This is a genomic window from Pseudoalteromonas sp. S2721, assembly GCF_005887425.1.
Lineage (GTDB): Bacteria > Pseudomonadota > Gammaproteobacteria > Enterobacterales > Alteromonadaceae > Pseudoalteromonas > Pseudoalteromonas simplex.
The window spans coordinates 50,903-67,093 of sequence record NZ_PNCZ01000021.1 but is presented as its reverse complement, the minus strand read 5'-3'; the positions used below and the strand labels follow the sequence as shown (position 1 = coordinate 67,093).

At 40.8% G+C, this 16,191-nt stretch carries 18 protein-coding genes and 1 pseudogene; 5 read left to right on the top strand and 14 right to left on the bottom strand.

Annotation, left to right across the window (positions count from 1 at the left end; genetic code table 11):
- Positions 1 to 170 precede the first annotated feature (170 nt).
- The 6 genes from CWC02_RS09425 to CWC02_RS09400 form a co-directional block, all read right to left on the bottom strand.
- A complete protein-coding gene (locus tag CWC02_RS09425; protein WP_054562624.1) occupies positions 171 to 584 on the bottom strand; it encodes an Rrf2 family transcriptional regulator in 414 nt (137 codons plus the stop codon).
- Between the two features lies 1 nt (position 585).
- Positions 586 to 1,506, bottom strand: coding sequence for a DMT family transporter (locus tag CWC02_RS09420; protein ID WP_138617871.1), 921 nt, complete (start codon positions 1,504 to 1,506; stop codon positions 586 to 588).
- 98 nt (positions 1,507 to 1,604) lie between these two features.
- A complete protein-coding gene (locus tag CWC02_RS09415; RefSeq protein WP_349304112.1) occupies positions 1,605 to 2,315 on the bottom strand; it encodes a helix-turn-helix domain-containing protein in 711 nt (236 codons plus the stop codon).
- Positions 2,316 to 2,374: 59 nt separating this feature from the next.
- On the bottom strand, positions 2,375 to 2,977 hold the full coding sequence (locus CWC02_RS09410) for a LysE family translocator (protein ID WP_138617869.1): 603 nt from the start codon (positions 2,975 to 2,977) through the stop codon (positions 2,375 to 2,377).
- 26 nt (positions 2,978 to 3,003) lie between these two features.
- The gene (locus CWC02_RS09405; protein ID WP_138617867.1) at positions 3,004 to 3,834 is read right to left on the bottom strand and encodes an AraC family transcriptional regulator; all 831 of its coding nucleotides are present in this window, start codon (positions 3,832 to 3,834) and stop codon (positions 3,004 to 3,006) included.
- Positions 3,835 to 3,928: 94 nt separating this feature from the next.
- The gene (locus CWC02_RS09400) at positions 3,929 to 4,705 is read right to left on the bottom strand and encodes a DeoR/GlpR family DNA-binding transcription regulator (protein ID WP_138617865.1); all 777 of its coding nucleotides are present in this window, start codon (positions 4,703 to 4,705) and stop codon (positions 3,929 to 3,931) included.
- 200 nt (positions 4,706 to 4,905) lie between these two features.
- Between CWC02_RS09400 and CWC02_RS09395 the strand changes: the two genes are divergently transcribed.
- Together CWC02_RS09395 and CWC02_RS09390 are read left to right on the top strand one after the other, a co-directional pair.
- Positions 4,906 to 6,054 (top strand): MFS transporter, encoded by a 1,149-nt coding sequence (locus tag CWC02_RS09395; RefSeq protein ID WP_054553540.1) that lies wholly within the window; start codon positions 4,906 to 4,908, stop codon positions 6,052 to 6,054.
- 127 nt (positions 6,055 to 6,181) lie between these two features.
- Positions 6,182 to 7,036, top strand: coding sequence for a DUF417 family protein (locus tag CWC02_RS09390; protein ID WP_138617863.1), 855 nt, complete (start codon positions 6,182 to 6,184; stop codon positions 7,034 to 7,036).
- Between the two features lie 37 nt (positions 7,037 to 7,073).
- Here the strand turns inward: CWC02_RS09390 and CWC02_RS09385 are convergent, their stop codons facing one another.
- The 7 genes and pseudogenes from CWC02_RS09385 to CWC02_RS09360 form a co-directional block, all read right to left on the bottom strand.
- Positions 7,074 to 7,916 (bottom strand): alcohol dehydrogenase catalytic domain-containing protein, encoded by an 843-nt coding sequence (locus CWC02_RS09385; RefSeq protein ID WP_249364091.1) that lies wholly within the window; start codon positions 7,914 to 7,916, stop codon positions 7,074 to 7,076.
- A 102-nt stretch (positions 7,917 to 8,018) separates the two neighbouring features.
- Positions 8,019 to 8,825, bottom strand: a pseudogene (gene dkgB, locus CWC02_RS20960) (2,5-didehydrogluconate reductase DkgB); the annotation flags it as partial.
- A 9-nt stretch (positions 8,826 to 8,834) separates the two neighbouring features.
- Complete coding sequence (locus CWC02_RS09380; protein WP_138617861.1) at positions 8,835 to 9,737, bottom strand: TIGR03571 family LLM class oxidoreductase; 903 nt, start codon at positions 9,735 to 9,737, stop codon at positions 8,835 to 8,837.
- A 169-nt stretch (positions 9,738 to 9,906) separates the two neighbouring features.
- Positions 9,907 to 11,109: a low temperature requirement protein A gene (locus CWC02_RS09375; protein ID WP_138617859.1), complete on the bottom strand. Its 1,203-nt coding sequence runs from the start codon at positions 11,107 to 11,109 to the stop codon at positions 9,907 to 9,909.
- A gap of 12 nt (positions 11,110 to 11,121) precedes the next feature.
- Positions 11,122 to 11,487: a cupin domain-containing protein gene (locus tag CWC02_RS09370; protein ID WP_249364090.1), complete on the bottom strand. Its 366-nt coding sequence runs from the start codon at positions 11,485 to 11,487 to the stop codon at positions 11,122 to 11,124.
- A 9-nt stretch (positions 11,488 to 11,496) separates the two neighbouring features.
- Entirely contained in the window at positions 11,497 to 12,045 is a 549-nt protein-coding gene (locus tag CWC02_RS09365; protein WP_054553544.1) for a redoxin domain-containing protein, read from the bottom strand.
- A gap of 9 nt (positions 12,046 to 12,054) precedes the next feature.
- Positions 12,055 to 12,636 carry an NAD(P)H-dependent oxidoreductase gene (locus tag CWC02_RS09360; protein ID WP_138617857.1) on the bottom strand — a complete coding sequence of 194 codons (582 nt, stop codon included), beginning with the start codon at positions 12,634 to 12,636 and terminating at the stop codon, positions 12,055 to 12,057.
- A 127-nt stretch (positions 12,637 to 12,763) separates the two neighbouring features.
- On the opposite strand from CWC02_RS09360, the gene CWC02_RS09355 reads away from it, so the two are divergent.
- The gene (locus CWC02_RS09355; RefSeq protein ID WP_138617855.1) at positions 12,764 to 13,120 is read left to right on the top strand and encodes a winged helix-turn-helix transcriptional regulator; all 357 of its coding nucleotides are present in this window, start codon (positions 12,764 to 12,766) and stop codon (positions 13,118 to 13,120) included.
- On the opposite strand, the gene CWC02_RS09350 is transcribed toward CWC02_RS09355, so the two are convergent.
- Positions 13,117 to 14,019, bottom strand: coding sequence for a LysR family transcriptional regulator (locus CWC02_RS09350; protein WP_138617853.1), 903 nt, complete (start codon positions 14,017 to 14,019; stop codon positions 13,117 to 13,119). The genes CWC02_RS09355 and CWC02_RS09350 overlap by 4 nt on opposite strands.
- 110 nt (positions 14,020 to 14,129) lie before the next feature.
- On the opposite strand from CWC02_RS09350, the gene CWC02_RS09345 reads away from it, so the two are divergent.
- Both CWC02_RS09345 and CWC02_RS09340 read left to right on the top strand, forming a co-directional pair.
- A complete protein-coding gene (locus CWC02_RS09345) occupies positions 14,130 to 15,098 on the top strand; it encodes an NAD(P)H-dependent oxidoreductase (RefSeq protein WP_138617851.1) in 969 nt (322 codons plus the stop codon).
- Entirely contained in the window at positions 15,095 to 16,159 is a 1,065-nt protein-coding gene (locus CWC02_RS09340; protein ID WP_054553549.1) for an ankyrin repeat domain-containing protein, read from the top strand. Before CWC02_RS09345 ends, CWC02_RS09340 begins: the two co-directional genes overlap by 4 nt.
- Positions 16,160 to 16,191: the final 32 nt, after the last annotated feature.

Sequence of the window (16,191 nt, the reverse complement as noted above, 5' to 3'; positions counted from 1 at the left end):
AAGCTAAGAGGGTTTGCAGGGGGTCTAGTGCTTGTTCTAGATAATGACAGTGATGGGATTTTATTTCTAAAATCGAAATGCCGCTTGCTTTATAAGTATAAGGCTCTTAATTAGGCTGTGATTGCCTATTTTTATTGCCGTAAGCCAATTAATAGGCAGTGTAACGACGCTTATTTTTTAAATTGACTGGCAAGCTCTGCAAGCGACACTTCAGCAAAACGTTTTAATAACAGGGCTTCTGCATCGTCCATTGCGTTTTGCAGGGCGCTGTTAACTGCATGTTCGATAGGGCAGTTGCTGTGCTCATCGGTTAGACCAATTACAAACAGGTTCTTTTCGCCAAGCGCTTGGTGAATATCAAATAAGGTGATGTCTGTTAAGGGAGTGGCCAGTAGCCAGCCCCCATTGTGACCTTTGATTGCCGACACATAACCTGCTTGACGCAGTAACGCCATAGTACGGCGCACAACCACAGGGTTGGTCATTAACATGTTTGCTAATGTCTCTGATGTAACAGGGTGGCTGTAACTGTTTAAATGGATCAGTACATGTAAAACCCGTGATAGTCGGCTGTCTTTTCTCATCTTAAATCGTCAATATGCGTTTTTTGCAGTGTATCACGAACTGCTTAATATTGACCGTTTGAATTACCAAACTAACGCTCACTAAACCAATTCCAAGCCAGCCAATTTGCTGAAATTGCTCATTTAAAATCACAATAGCCAGTACGGTGGCGATAATAGGTTCAAGTAAAGTAATGAGCACGGCTTGGCTAGCCGCGATGGTTTTTAAACCAATACTAAATAGCCAATAACCTAAAAACATCGGCACAATGGCCATGTAAAGCGCCACGCTGGTATTGGTAACTGTGGCAAAAAGCGCATCTCCAGTGATTAATAACGAAGGCAAGAGTACACATGCAGCGCCACCAAATAGGCTTGCCATGGTCGCTCTTGAATGAATGCCGTAGCTAATTAAGCGTTTGGCAACCCATGAATAACCCGCATAGGTAAGCCCTGCAATTAAGCCAAGTATAATGCCGATGTTTTGGCTAAACAGCCCCTTAGCAGCAGAGTGTGAGTCTTTGCCTAACGCGATTAAGCCAATGCCTACTGCACCAAAGCAAAAGCTCACTAGCCAGCGAGTTGCAATAGGCTTTTTCTCAATTAAGTATTCCAATAAGACGGTAAATAAAGGGGCGCTGGCAATCGAAACAACGGTGCCTACTGCCACACCAGCGCTATTCATCGAGGTATAAAATGCCAGCGGATAAATAGCAACACAAGCTGAGCCAAGTAGGGTTAGGGGGTAGTGCTTACGCAGTGTACTTGCATTGTTTATTAGCTGAGTGAGTGAGGTTAAGCAAAGTAATACGCCGCCAAACCCCATCGCAAACGCACCTATTGCAAAAGGGCTAATGTTTGGTGCAAAGCTTGCGGCTGTGCCTGTTGTGCCCCAAAACACACTGGCAACTAAAACGGCAATGGTCGCGATGGTATGGTTCATTGATGATTCGCTTTAAATTTAAGATATCAAAAGCATAATCAAAATTGATGCAAGGTTTTTGACAAAAAGGACGGTTTTGTTGGCGTTAAAAACTAAAGTTATTTTTTAAACTTGCTTGGTGATAAGCCAAAGTACTTTGAAAAACTACGGCTAAAAGATGAAAGCTCATTGTAACCAACTAACTCACTAATACGCTGCAACGGGTAGTCGGTATGACTGAGTAAGGCTTGGGCTTTTTCCATTCGCTGTTTAGTTACATAGTTCATGACAGTTAATCCGGTTTGTTGCTTAAACAGCAGCTTAAATTGCGTAGGGCTTAAACAGGCAATGCTGGCAAGGTGTTTGATATGAAGAGGAGCGCTTAAATGACTGTCAATATAAAGCAGTGCCTCGCTAATACGGCTGTCGACCTTAGGCTGCATAATTTGCTCAGCTAACAGCAAATTGAAGGTGTTAAACATGGCAAGTTCTAATTCACGATTAACCGCTTGCTCAAGTTGCTTTGCCACAAACTGCAAAAATGCCCAAAGTGATTGATTAATAGCAAACACGCAGCGTTCAGCAGTCGCTAGGTTATCTGGTAACTTTGGCATATCGGCCACCACAAATCGCGCCTCTGGCATTGCGGTAAACAGGTGTGATTGCGAGGCTTTGACAACCACGCATTCACCGGGGGCGACTTTACCTTGAAAATCGCCGACACTAATGGCAATCACACCTTTTAAGGGCAGTACAAGTTGATGATAGTCATGGCTATGACTAACAGGCTTAGTACTGTAAGAGCGGATAGATAGATTGCCTTGCATCATTTTGTGATAACCGTTTGCTGAATAAGGCTATTATGCCTGTTTGCGAGGGATGATCAATTTTAGGCCATTAACGGGGTTAGCACATGCTCGTAGGCAATCATTAGCGCAACATAAACCAACAAAACAGCCATTAATTTATTAAACATGTTAAAAACACCCGGCCGTGATACTTGCTTGCCAAGCACTAAGCCCGCTAACGAGTAACTTGTAGGCGCACCGAAGGCAAGGATGGCTAAAATAAAAGACCAAAATACGATTGCAGCGCCAGTAATATCGGCGCTTGGGAATTGAATCGTAGCAATTGGCAAAGTGGCCACCAAGGCTTTTGGATTTAATAGCTGCATAAACAGGCCATCGAAAAAGCTAAGTGAGGCATCTGCTGAGGTATCACTCACCTGTACATTTGCTTTTGCGACTTTCCAGGCAATATACAAAATATAGCCGCAACCAATTAAGCTCACATAAGGCAAAAACTGCGGATTGATCACTTGCAAGCCAAGGTAGCCAAGCAGCACAAATAAGATAAACATCGCGCTACCCACGCCGATAAAAAAACCAAGGTGTGAACGAGTTTGTTTATTTAAGCCGCTGCTTAAACCGAGTAAATTGATTGGCCCAGGGGTGTACATAATGCCAATAGCATATGCAAAAATATCTGCCATAACAGCTCCAAATCAGTAATTCAGCTCTATCTACGAGCCCATTGCAGTTGAAATTGTTTTGGTGTCATACCGAATGCTCGTTTGAAGTTACGATTTAGGTGGCTGGCATCTGCAAACCCTGATTCAACCGCCACGCTGGTGGCATCACGGCCAACCTGTAACGCTTTACGGGCATAATTAATACGACAGTTCAAAACATATTGATGTGGAGTAATACCGAAGTGCTCGCGAAAGCGGCGGATAAAATGAAATTTCGACATGGTGGCAGCATGGGCAATGTCATCAATAGCAATGTCATTGTAGATATTTGCCAAAATGTAGTCTTTTGCACTCAGAAGCAAGCTATCAACTCGGGTGCTTAAAGTTGGCAAATCAAGACTGCCGTTGAGCCTGACTAAAGACTGCGCCATTTGCAATACTGCTGCTTCTCGCTCTATTTTGCTGGTGCTATTGGTTTGTAAAAGCCTTGATAAGTGAATCACTTGATTACGCAGTAATGGATCAGCATACAAGGTGTTTGCCATACGTAATGTGCAATCTTGCTTATATCCAAGTGCTTTGAACAAAGGCTTAAATTCATCGGGATGAATGTACAGCATTAGATACTCTAGGTTTTGCTCAGTGCCAGAGTGACCATCGTGAATATCTTCTGGGTTAAACAAAATGACATTGCCAGGTACGCTTTTATAAAACGCATTACGACAAAAGAAATCTTGCCGCCCTTGTAGAGTAATACCAATTGAATACTCTTCGTGAGCATGTTTTGCATAGGTAAAATCACTCATAGTCGCCGTCAACATAGAGATGCTCTGATGCTGTTCGTTGTTAATGTACTTAAAGTGATTGTCTTTGCTCACAGGTGCTCCTGAAGGGTGTGCGCTTCGTTATTATTCCTACGCCAATATAGCGAAGCTGGCAACCTAAAAACTTGAACAAAATTGCTGTTTTAATTTATTCAGAGGTACAGACAAGCTCTAATTCAGTGTCTTTAAATTCAGCGAGTTTTATATCGTTTTTTTTGGCATCAGTAACTAAAACAGAAATAGCGTCTAACGCTGTCACTTTATGCCTTGCGACTGAAGACAGTTTTTCTTCAGTAACGGCGATTAATACATTATTGCTTTGTTTTACTATAGCGTGTTTAAACTGTGCATCTTCAACGTCAAACGCTGAAACACCCACCTCGGCATCGATTGCGCAAGCACCTAAAACTGCTAGGTCAAAATGCATTGTTTGTAATTGCTTTAACGAGCAACTACCAATTGCAGCGCCTTGTTGCTTACTTATTTTTCCACCTAACAGAATCACATCACATTGTTGGTGTGATTGTAGTGCAATAGCAATTGCAGGCGTGTGGGTAACCACCGTTAAGGTAAGATCGTGTGGGATCATACTTGCAATGGCTAAATTGGTACTGCCAGAATCAATAAAAATAAATGCATGCTCTTTAAAGTAAGGAATACACGCTTTAGCTAAAAGCTGCTTACGGTCACTATTTAAAACCATTCGTTGCACTAAACTGCCATCATTTTGTGCATTAATGACAGCGCCGCCATACACTTTTTTACACACCCCTTGATTTGCTAATTCTTGCAGATCTCGGCGGATCGTATGTTCTGAGACATTAAGTTCTTTGGCTAATTGAACACACACAACTCGGCCGGTTTGTTGTAAATGATCTTTGATCAGTGCTTGCCTCTGATCTGGGAATGAAGCATAATCGAGCATAAGTAATCATAATTGAGCAGTTTAAACTGAGTCTAATGTAGCATTGCATGCTCGTTTTAGCAATTTTGTGATTATTTAGAGTTAAATAGCTCAATAACTAAGCCTTAGCTTAGTTATAAACTGGAATGAGGGAAGGTGACGGGTTTTAACCTAGTCACTTACCCTGCTCGATTGTGATGTTTTATGGAAGGTTTTGTTTGATGTTGTTAGAAAGGTATCCGTTTAAAAAGCGCGAAGTACTCGTTACAAGGTTACTATTTTTGTGTGCAGGTTTAGCCACGGCTACGTGGGCATCGCTCATACCAGTAATTAAAGCGCATATTGGCATTGATGAGAGTACTTTAGGGTTGTTGCTTTTGTGTCTTGGTGCAGGTGCAATATTTGCTATGCCTGTATCAGGTGCGCTCGCAACTAAGTATGGTTGTAAACGTGTATTACAGCTCTCAACGATGATGATTATTTTTTGCCTACCATTTTTTGCTTTAGTAAATAGTGTGGCTAGCTTGGCAACTTTACTGGTGATTTTTGGCCTTTCTATCGGCGCAACTGATTGTGTTATGAACATTCAGGCTGTGTTGGTTGAAGAACGTTCTAAGCTTTCACTTATGTCTGGTTTTCATGGCTTTTACAGTTTAGGTGGTATTTTAGGGGCGGGTGCTGTAGCAATGCTGCTAATTGCTGGTTTTTCGGCATTCGAAATCTGTATGCTAATGGCGGCGATAGTATTACTGTGTTTGATCTTCGCAAAGAGAGACTTACTTCCTTTTGCAAGCCCCAATGAAGGTCCTGCATTTGCGCTCCCAAAAGGCCCGGTGATTTTAATTGGCATTATTTGCTTTGCAATGTTTCTCGCAGAGGGAACCGTTTTAGATTGGAGCGGAATATATTTAATTGATTATCAAAATGCATCAACAGGAATGGCGGCATTAGGGATTTTTAGCTTTTCAGTCACAATGACTTTAGGGCGCTTATTTGGCGATCGCATTATTGCAAAGCATGGGCAAAGGGCTGTTCTGACTATAAGTGGTTTAGTAGCAAGCCTTGGCTTGATAATCGCTATTGTATCAATGAGCTTTTATGTTGCGCTATTTGGTTATGTGTTAATGGGAATAGGTTGTGCCAATGTTGTACCAATTATGTTTTCTGCGGCAGGGAAGCAAACCTACATGTCGCAAGCTACGGCAATTCCTGCTGTAACAACATTTGGTTATTTAGGTGTATTAATGGGGCCTGCAAGTGTCGGTCAAATTGCACATTTTTCTTCACTTGCGTCTGCATTGGTCGTAATAGCGATGTTAATTGCTTTGGCGACTATCTTTTCACTCTTTGTGAAAGTTTCACAAGACTAACTTTATAATTGTTATTATTCAAAAGGTTATATGTATTTAACAGGAAAAGGTGATAGTAAATTATAAAATGGTGAATGTTTTTATCCCTAACTTAGGTCTTCTAATTGAGTTTTATAGAGGGGTTTAAATGAATTTACGTATATCAAATAATTTAGTGATTGCACTTATTACTATCAGTTTTTCTTTATTGGGTTTGTCTTTTATTTTGGGGGCAAACCCCAATGCTATTGGCAGTATATTTTCGTTTTATGGTTTAGAGACTCAGGTACCTGATCATCTCATGAGTATGATTGCAGGCTTTGCACTTTGTTTTGTAGGTATTACCAGCCTTCATTCTCATTTAGGATTTATTAATAGGGCGCTTCCCACCGTGACAGCTCTTATTATTGCACTTACCTGTTTACTTACATTGTTCAGTGCAAATCGTTGGCTTGCAAGTGAAGGGGGTTTTCCAGTAATTGGTTCGGGGCAGGGTATTATTAAGTATTTTGCTGTTATTCCTTTATTTTTATTTGTGTTTTACAAAGATGTTTTGAGTGATAAAGCGCATGTTGCTTTGAATTATGCATCGGTGGCATTAGTGTTGGTTTGGATTGGCGCAATGAAGTTTTTTGCTTTTGAAGCAAATGCGATTGTTAGCCTTGTTGAGTCTTCACCGTTTATGTCTTGGTTGTATATTGTTTTTAGCGTGCAAGGGGCATCAAATGCGATTGGCATATTTGATATTTTGAGTGTGGCGCTGTTAGGTGTTGGCTTGTTTATCAGAAATGCGAAACTTATTTTACTTGCTGGACTAGCCTGTTGCTCGGTATTTATCATGACACAAACATTTTTAATTACCGCACCTAATGCGCTTAGCAGCGTTACAGTGTTTGAGCGATTAGGTCAGTTTGTAATTAAAGATCTGTGGTTTATAGCGAATTTAGTGATTATTTATCATTTAGCTGTATTCAACAATACACCTAAAGAAACAGCAGAATAAAATAAAAAGGCCTCAGAAGAGGCCTTTTAAATGATAACTAAACAACTACAACGGCTTTTTGCTTTTGAACTTTAGAAAACTCAAGGGCATCATTGAGATTGTTAAATTCAAAGTCAGTGGGTTCTTCAACATTTAAAGTACCCGACACAATGTCATTAAGGAGCTTTTCGCCATCACTTACAAGACGTTGCCATTGCTGTGAATCACCATAATCGTGTAATGCACCAAGGGCAATTTCATGATAAGAAATAGTGCGCGTGAATGGTTCATCGACTGGGGTTTCAATACGTCCTAAAATACTGATCACATGACCATTTGCCTGTAGAAGTGGCACTAACTTTTTAGCTTCTTCAGGGCCATTAGCATCAAAGAGTGCAAAGTAGCCACCTTCAGATGGTGCGTCGCGTAATACTAACTTAACGCCAAGCTTTTCGGCTTGCTCAGTCGTTAGGCTTTTTGATAAAGCATGTACTTCAAAGCCACTGTGATTCAGCATTTGTGTCAGCAGTTTATTAACAGCTCCCATGCCGGTTACTAATACTTTTTCGTCTTTACGTAATGGTATTTTGCTAAAAGCTTGCCATGCAGTAAGCAGTGGGCAAGGTAATGCAGCAGCAACATTGACAGCTAACCCTTTTGGCACTTGCATAACACGGTCTGCATAAAGTACTGTGTGTTTAGCAAAGCTGCCGTTTTCACTCAAGCTATGATGATAAGCGACTGTTTTACCTATTAGTTTGGTATCGACGCCATCGCCTACCAGATCAACAACCCCAGCACCGTCTACGCCAGGTGTATGTGTATCTGCCCAATTTATAGGGTCAGCTTGAATAAACTTCCAATCAACTGGATTAATACCAACCGCTAGGTTTCGGACCAAAATTTGCCCTGCTTTAAGTGCTGGTACAGCTTTCAATCCCAAAGCGAGTGCTTTATCAGCGCCTTGAAACTGCCAAGCATGAGTTGTCTTTACTTCATCATGATCCCAGTCAGGAGAAAAATCCGGGTTTGCTTGCCTGTCGCCGCAACTAAGGGCATCAATTTGATTGATCTCGTCTTGGCTTAAGCTAAGCGAAAGGGCTTTTAAGTTGGTAGCCATATTTTCGCGTTTGGTAGATGACGGTATCGTCACCATGTCATGCGCTAACTCCCAAGCAATGACTACTTCAGCGGTGCTCACTTGGTGTTTGTCTGCAATCGCTTTGATGGTTGGATCTTTAAGTACTTTACCTACCGCAAATGGCATATAGCCGGTAACGAGAATGTCGTTTTGGGCACAAAAATCACGTACCTTTTGGTTGGTTAGGTAGGGGTGAACTTCAACTTGATTGGTAAATAATGCGCCTTTTGGCAAAATACTTAAGGCTTCTTCCATTTGTGCAATGGTAAAGTTTGAAACACCAATTTCTTTCGTTAAACCAAGCTCTTTTGCTGATTGTAATTCACTCAAATACTCATGCATGCTTTCGCCATTGGCTGGGCTTGGCCAATGAATAAGCAGTAAGTCGACGTAATCTAGTTGTAGTTTAGTCAGGCTCTCTTTTACGCTGTTAATAAAGTCCGTTTTATTTAACTTATCATTCCATACTTTGGTGGTAATAAATAACTCACCACGCGCAACACCACTGTCTTTAATCGCTCGGCCAACAGCTTCTTCGTTACCGTAAATTTGCGCAGTGTCGATGTGTCTAAAGCCCTCTTCAATAGCTGTTAGCACACTTTGATATGCAACTTCGTCTTGTAATCTAAATGTACCAAAACCCAGTTTTGGCATAATTGATTGTGACATCATAACTCCTTAATTATGGAACGTGGGCAAAACATGTTCGCCGATGTGCTTTAATGCCCATTCAATGGGTAATTCGTTACGTCTAAAGTGCAGGCCGATGTGATTCACACCGGCATTTCTCATTGCCTTTAGCTCTGAGATGAGTCCGTTGACGCCTGTTTCAACCCCAAAACGATGACGTTTTATAGGTGCATCAGGATCATCTAATAAATTTAAATGAATAAAACTAACGTACGGCTTATTTCCTGCGACCTCTCGCCACAAAGCGACACGCTTTTGATGATCATCTGGTGTGCCTGGGTAAGCAAGCCAGCCGTCCATATTTTCGCCAACCCATTGAGGGCTTTGCTGAGCAAGACCTGCTACATAAAGTGGGAAATTTTTCACTTCTGGTAGTAGCTTTTGACCCGCTTCTAAAGATCGCTTAGGGGCGCCTTTAAGTAGCGAAACAGATTCACGTAGTTGCTCACCACGGCTTGCAAAATCAATATCGAATAAAGGATATTCAATAGGTCTATCACCACTGGCAACACCTAAAATTAGCCGATCATTACTAAGCGCTTGCACAGTATTTGCTGCCTTTTTAACAAGCCAAGGTTGGCGCAATGGCAATACCACCGCTGCGGTGCCAAGTAATATATTCTTGGTTTTAGCTGCTAAGTAGCCAAGGTAACTGAAGGTTTCATAAACTTGGGCGGCATCACCAAATTGCGGGTCATAAATCGGTACGTCGCGAACCCATGCCGCTGCGTAGCCAAGCTCATCAGCAAGTTGAACACGTGATTCATGGTTAGCTAAATTAGGGATCCCAAATGATTGATTTGATTGTTGATTGAAATGTACCCAATCATTATCAAGCGGAAGTTCAACCCCAATTGAGAATGGTTTTTGCGCTAATTTATCAAAACTCATTATGACTCCAAACTTTAAGGGACATAGCTAAGCAATACTTAACAATTTAATGCGGCCCTGAAAGTGATTTATGATTAAGTAATGAGGGTATTGTGGCGCTAAATTTATTTGCGAAAAACAGCAAGGATAACAAAACACCTTTGTCGTTTTTGCAAAGGTGTTTTAATCGTTATGAATTAGCTTCTTCTTTTGAAAGGGTAAAGTATGCGCGAGTGACTGGGTAGGCAATTTGTGAAATCAGTGCAGTGCCCCAAAGTAAGTTGCCAATGAGCGAAGGCACATGGGGTAAAATGGGAATGGTAACCAAGGCAAGTATGACGCCAAACATTCTTACTTTGGCTGTAGCAAAACGATGGGCTACGCGATGTTCGATCATTAGCTGGATCCACAATAAGCTTAATAAGTAGCCTGCTAACCCTACACAACCAATGACACCATATTTTAGGGGGTACGGTTGCCAGAACCCGGCTTTCACTTCGCCGGCGAGTGCAACGCCAACCATAACTGCACATAGCATTAAAAATAGGTGAGCTAACCACCAACTTACGAGTGTCCATTTGTGTTGATTTTTAGGTTTACCATTGCCAACAAAATCAAAGTAAATCCAGCATTGCACAAATACCGCAATACCACCAAACATAAAGTTAGCCAGTACAGTGGGGTCGACTTTATAAACTCCTTTTTCAGATAAAGTAATCACCAATTTAAAGAAACCTTCGCCTACGACAATAAGCAGTAAAAGGGCGAAACGCTCAGACATATGCCCAAGGCGTGGTAAAAAGCGTTTATTTTCAAGTACACCAATTTTTGGAGCCATATATAAAACTTGGATAGCGGCAATCGCAGCGCCAAACACCCAATAACGATAGGGGGCAGGCATAAATGCTGTGGTAGCAAAAATGATAGCAAGAGCAAAGTAGTTACGGCTCACACTGCGTGCTAATTTTGTTGATTCGACCCCCAATTGATTGGTGCGATGAAATAAATAAGCTGTAATAAGGCGATTAGCAGCATAGGCTAATGCAAAATATGTCCAACCTTTATCAAGTACATGAGGGAGCGAGGCAGCCATAACCATGGCGGTAACAATTTGGCAGGCCATGATCAGCCGGTGTTTTACATCAGTACTGACATAGAGTGAATTAAAAACGCTGGAGTCAGCCCATGCGAACCATACTGTGATGAATAAACCTGCAAATGTAAGAAAACCACTTAAATGTAAGTGGTCGCTCAAAAAATTACCTAGCAAAAAAATGATTACCACATGGATAAGGTCATAAAATAATTCAACCCAATGAACATGGTCATGTGAACTTTTTAAATCTAGGTGATGCTTAGGTAAGCGCCACATTGGGTGGTTTTCTAATGCCATAATTGATCCTATCTATTTCCTTTCGACAATAATTGCAGTGATGGTGGTTTCACCCTCATTTTTGACTTGATGAGTCCATGCGTCATGCCACATCACATAGCCATTAGGGATCTCAATTGTTGTTTGTGATTCTTTAGTACTGATAGTCGCTTTACCACCTGTCTCAAAATAGACTGTTTCAGCATTATGCTTATGCCAATTATCTTGCTCACCTGGTGCTAAAGTCATACGTAAAACAAGTACTTCACTGTTATCTAGCAATACTTCATAGTGATTAGGTGAAGCAATATGTGCATGGGGAAGCTGTGCTGAAAAAGCATGTGGTGAGCACATAATTGTGCTCACCAAGCCAATCAGCAAAGTTGTCATTTTGCTCATGGCGACTCTCTACTTATGCATACCGCGAATTGGGTAGTTATTTTTTGGGTCGCGTATCCAGTTAAGCCCACTTACCAAAGTTGCTAAATCAGGTCTTACAAATGGGTTATTGGAATAATCAACCACATGTACTTTACCTTGCTCGTTAACCACAAACAGTGCAGGCTCTGCGAAAGGGTGATCCGTTTCTTGTGGTGAACGGGGATCAGAAATGTAAGTACCTAATGCTTGCATTTGCTCTGTAGTCAAACCGTAAGCAAGTGGAAATGACACAGATAGCTGCTCTAAATGCGCTTCTAGCTGCTCTTTGCTATCACCTGAAACAGCAATTACATCAACACCCGTTTCTAATAGCGCCGCTTTGTACTGCTCGAGGCTATTTAAATAGCGGGTACATAAAGGGCAATGCTTACCACGATAAACAACAACAAGCTGCCAGCTTGCACCGTGTTGAGGTTGACCAAGAACAGCCTCTTCACCATTTAAAAGTGCAGCACTAATACTAGGAAATGCACTGCCCGGATGGAGTTTGTTGCTATAAACAGATTCGTTACTCATGAGTGTTCCTTAAAAGTTCTCGTTTAAGTGTTTTTCAAAGCGCGCAAAGTCGCTGTCGATGTCTGCATTTTTCATCACGTCATAACAGGCGAAAGTTGGCATCGCTTGCATACCGAAAAACTTAAAGTTCATATGCATTGGGAAAACAAGGTCATCAACACTTTTACCTTCAAAAAAGTCAGCGGCATCTGCAAATGATTCTGCAGGTGCATTTAAAGTCAGCGACATCATATATTGAGTGTTAGTCAAGGTGCCGCCTTTACCGTAATTGGCTTTTGGATTGTCTTGATGACGACCGTCACCATGGCAAAGCGCTCCACCCATGCCCGCGGTGTACACTTCATCCATGTATTTTTTGAATGACCAAGTCATGCCCATCCAATTAATTGGTGATTGCAAAAAGACGATATCTGCCCATTGATGGTTCTCAAGTTCAGTTTCTACATCAAATTCGTCTTGTGTGTTAACCACACGTGTTTGATAGCCTTTTGCTTGAAAAAAAGCGTCGGCTTTTGCGATTAAAGCAGCATTTAACTTACCTTCAGAAAAAGGGTAATAGTGATGTGCGTTAAGAATTAATACGTTTTTCATAGTTGAGTATCCGTTTGCTAGTTACTTTATCGTGTTCAAAATACATTCTGTGGTATATAATAGTAACCTAGATTATTTAATCAACCAGTCACCTTTTTGTAACTAGGCTGAAAAATGCGAGGATGTTTTGGAAAGTTCAGTAGAAACAGATAGTAAGGGTAGAAAAAAAGTTTTAAATACTTGCATGGAGCCATGTGCTATTGAAAAAGGCATGCGTTTGATTGGCGGTAAATGGACTGGCTCTATTATCTATCATTTAAAAGATGGCCCTGTACGCTTTAATGATTTAACGCGCATGCTGGGTGGTGCAAGCAAAAAGATGATCGACCAGCGTCTAAAAGAGCTTGAAAGTAGAGCGATGATCACCCGTCATGTTATTAGCACGCGCCCGATAGCGGTGACCTATGAGCTAACTGACTTTGGCCGCTCAGCACTGCATATACTCGATGAGTTACGAGTTTGGTCTGAATCAAATGAGATTTAAAGTTTGCGATTCTTTTCTAGAATAAAATCTATAAGAACTCTCACTTTTCGCGCCTTTTGACTGTGCTGCTGAAAGTATAAGAAAAGCCCAGAAAAGGGATACCAATGTTCTTCAAGGATTGGAATTAAAGTGCCTTCTTTAAAGTGGCTATGTAACATTGGCTCTACCATTCGCCCTATGCCAAGGCCTTTTTTCGCCGCGTTAATCATCAAATCCGTATCATTCACGACCATCGCAAATGGCATTGTTACTGACGTTGTCTGCCCTTTATTTAATAAGTTAATGGCTACTAACTTTTTAGATGTTATATATCGGTATTGGATTAATTTATGGTTAGCTAAATCTTCAATAGTTTTAGGGATCCCATAGGTTTTAGCATAGCTCGGTGAGCAAAAAAAGCCCTCTTTGAAAGGTGCAGTAAGAGGTTTAGCTACCATGCCAGGCTCAATTTTGTCTCCAAACCGAATACCTATATCCATACCATCAGTAATCAAGTTAACAGTTGCATCATTTATTGATATCTCTAATTGGATCTCAGGATAGCGACGACAAAACTCCTCGTAGTATGGCTCTAATAATAATTGGAATGCAAAACGAGGGGTTGTTAATCTCACTGTCCCTTTTGGTGTTGCACTAAACTCTTTTACACTTTCAAAAGCACCTGACAATTCGCTTATAGCTGTTTTTGTCTGTTGGCGAAGTTGTTCGCCTGCTTCAGTTAGTTCGATTCGCCGAGTGGTACGATTAAATAATGGTACGTGTAGCGAGCGTTCAAGAGATTTTAATGCATGACTTACTGAAGGTGCCGTCATTTCTAGTCTTCGGGCTGCGCCACTAATACTGCCTTCCATAGCAATTGCATGAAAAATAAGTAATTGAGAGTAGTCGGTACCGTTCATTATTGTTAGTTTCTATCTAATAATTATTGTTGATAATATCATCTAAAACTAATTAATAGTATATCTTATGCTTATCGAATTCGTTCCTTATATACCTTGAAGGCAAATTCATGAGTAAAATTTTAGTTATTTCAGGCCACCCAAACCTATCAGAATCAAATGCGAATACGACTGTCATCGAGACATTGTTATCGCGGCATGATGATGTAGCTATAAGACGGTTAGATTCACTATATGGTGAAAAACAGATCGATATAGTTTCAGAACATGAAGCACTGTTAAGCGCTAGTGTTGTTGTTTTACAGTTCCCATTTTATTGGTACTCTGTTCCAGCGCTTATGAAACGTTGGATTGATGAAGTGCTATCTTACAATTTTGCTTATGGGCCTAAAGGTGACAAATTAGCAAACAAACATCTAATTTTATCAGTTACTGTCGGTGGCCCTGAAGAAGCATATTCACCTCTTGGCTATAATCATTTCAGTGTGGAAGAGTTTTTGCGTCCACTAGAACAAACTGCTTACCTTGCAAAAATGCAATACCATAGGCCAATCTATAGTCATCGAATGGTTTATATAGAGGGGGTGTACAATGAGTTATCGGATGTCCAAAATCGAGCTGTCGAACATGGAGAGCGCTTAGCGGCTAAAATTGCTGATTTATTACATTCGCCAGAGAGTATAATTAAGCAATTTGTAAATAAATGGTTCGATAAGTTAGATTCTTTGTCAGAAAAAACCGAAGCGTTTTTACCCCATTTATCAAAGCAACTTGTTTTGTGCTTGCCAGAAGGAGATTTTTTGGGGCACGCGGGCTTTAAACAATGGTACCAATGGGCATTATCAACATTTAAACCTAATTGTAGGCACACAGTTGAGCAAATAGATATTACTGCTGACGGAGAATATTTTAACCTTTCTTTGAGAGTTAATTTGAGCGCACACACATACATTGATTCTGATTTTGCTGGGCAAAATGTTGAAGTACAAGTTAAAGAAAATTGGCGTTTAAGAATAATTGATGGGCAACATGTGCTCATTGAGCAGTACTTAGTTTCATCATTGGGCGATCAATTATGAGAAAGAGATTAATTTCAGCATTACTGTTAGCAAGCCTGACAGGATTTAATGTACAAAGTAAAAGTACACTTTATTCCCCAATTGTTGAGCATAATATTAAGCAAAATTTATCAGATTTACATAAAGCGGTTATTGCCAATGATATATCTCAAGTAAAATTACTGATCGCGCAAGGAGCCGATGTTAACCAGCTTGATAAGTTAATGGGGATTGCCCCTTTACACATAGCAGTACAAGGCCGGAATCTAGCGATGGTAAAATTATTAGTAGAGAATGGAGCTTATGTTAATTTACAGTCTGTTAGGCTTGGCGGAACCCCTTTGTTACTAGCTGTGTGGCATCGCAATGTTGATGCAGTAGCGTATTTACTCAGTCTAGATGATATTGATACTACAGTCTTATCAGCTGCGGGAGCTACAGCCTTACAGTTTAATCGCTCAGGAGGAAAAACAAATGATGCCTCACTTAATGAGGATGTATCAAGGATAAATCAGTTGTTTACTGAACATCACGCACGCACTCAAGCTAAAGCAATTGAGAAAGCAGCAATTTATTTGGTAGTTGCAGATAGTTCAATATCGCAAGCACGAAAGGTTGAGAAAATAAAAGACTTAATTTCAAAAGGCTATGATGTTAACGCTTTAGCACCTGTGCTTAAAAACGGTAGTGACTTTCACAGTGCCCTATTATTAGCTGCTATGCAGGGACAGTTAGCTGTCGCTAAAATACTACTTGAGAACGGTGCGGATCAAACTCTAACTGGGGCCTATATGGCCGCGATTGCTTTGCACAAGGCTGCTTATTTTGGTCGGGCTGATATGCTAACTCTTTTAAGTCAATACCCTGGATTTAAAAGTGTCCTAAATGCTCAAGGTCCTAATAATGGTTATACGCCTTTACATGATGCTGTATGGCATGGACATTTTGAGGCCGTGAAGGTATTGGTAGAAGCTAAAGCAAGGCTTGATTTAACAGGTTATGATGGTAATACACCTGAGCAGCTCGCTATTCAAAATGGTTATACTGAAATAGCGCATTTCTTAAAAATGGCATCAAATTAGTTTTGATAGCCTCTGCGAGAAAGAGCGTTTAA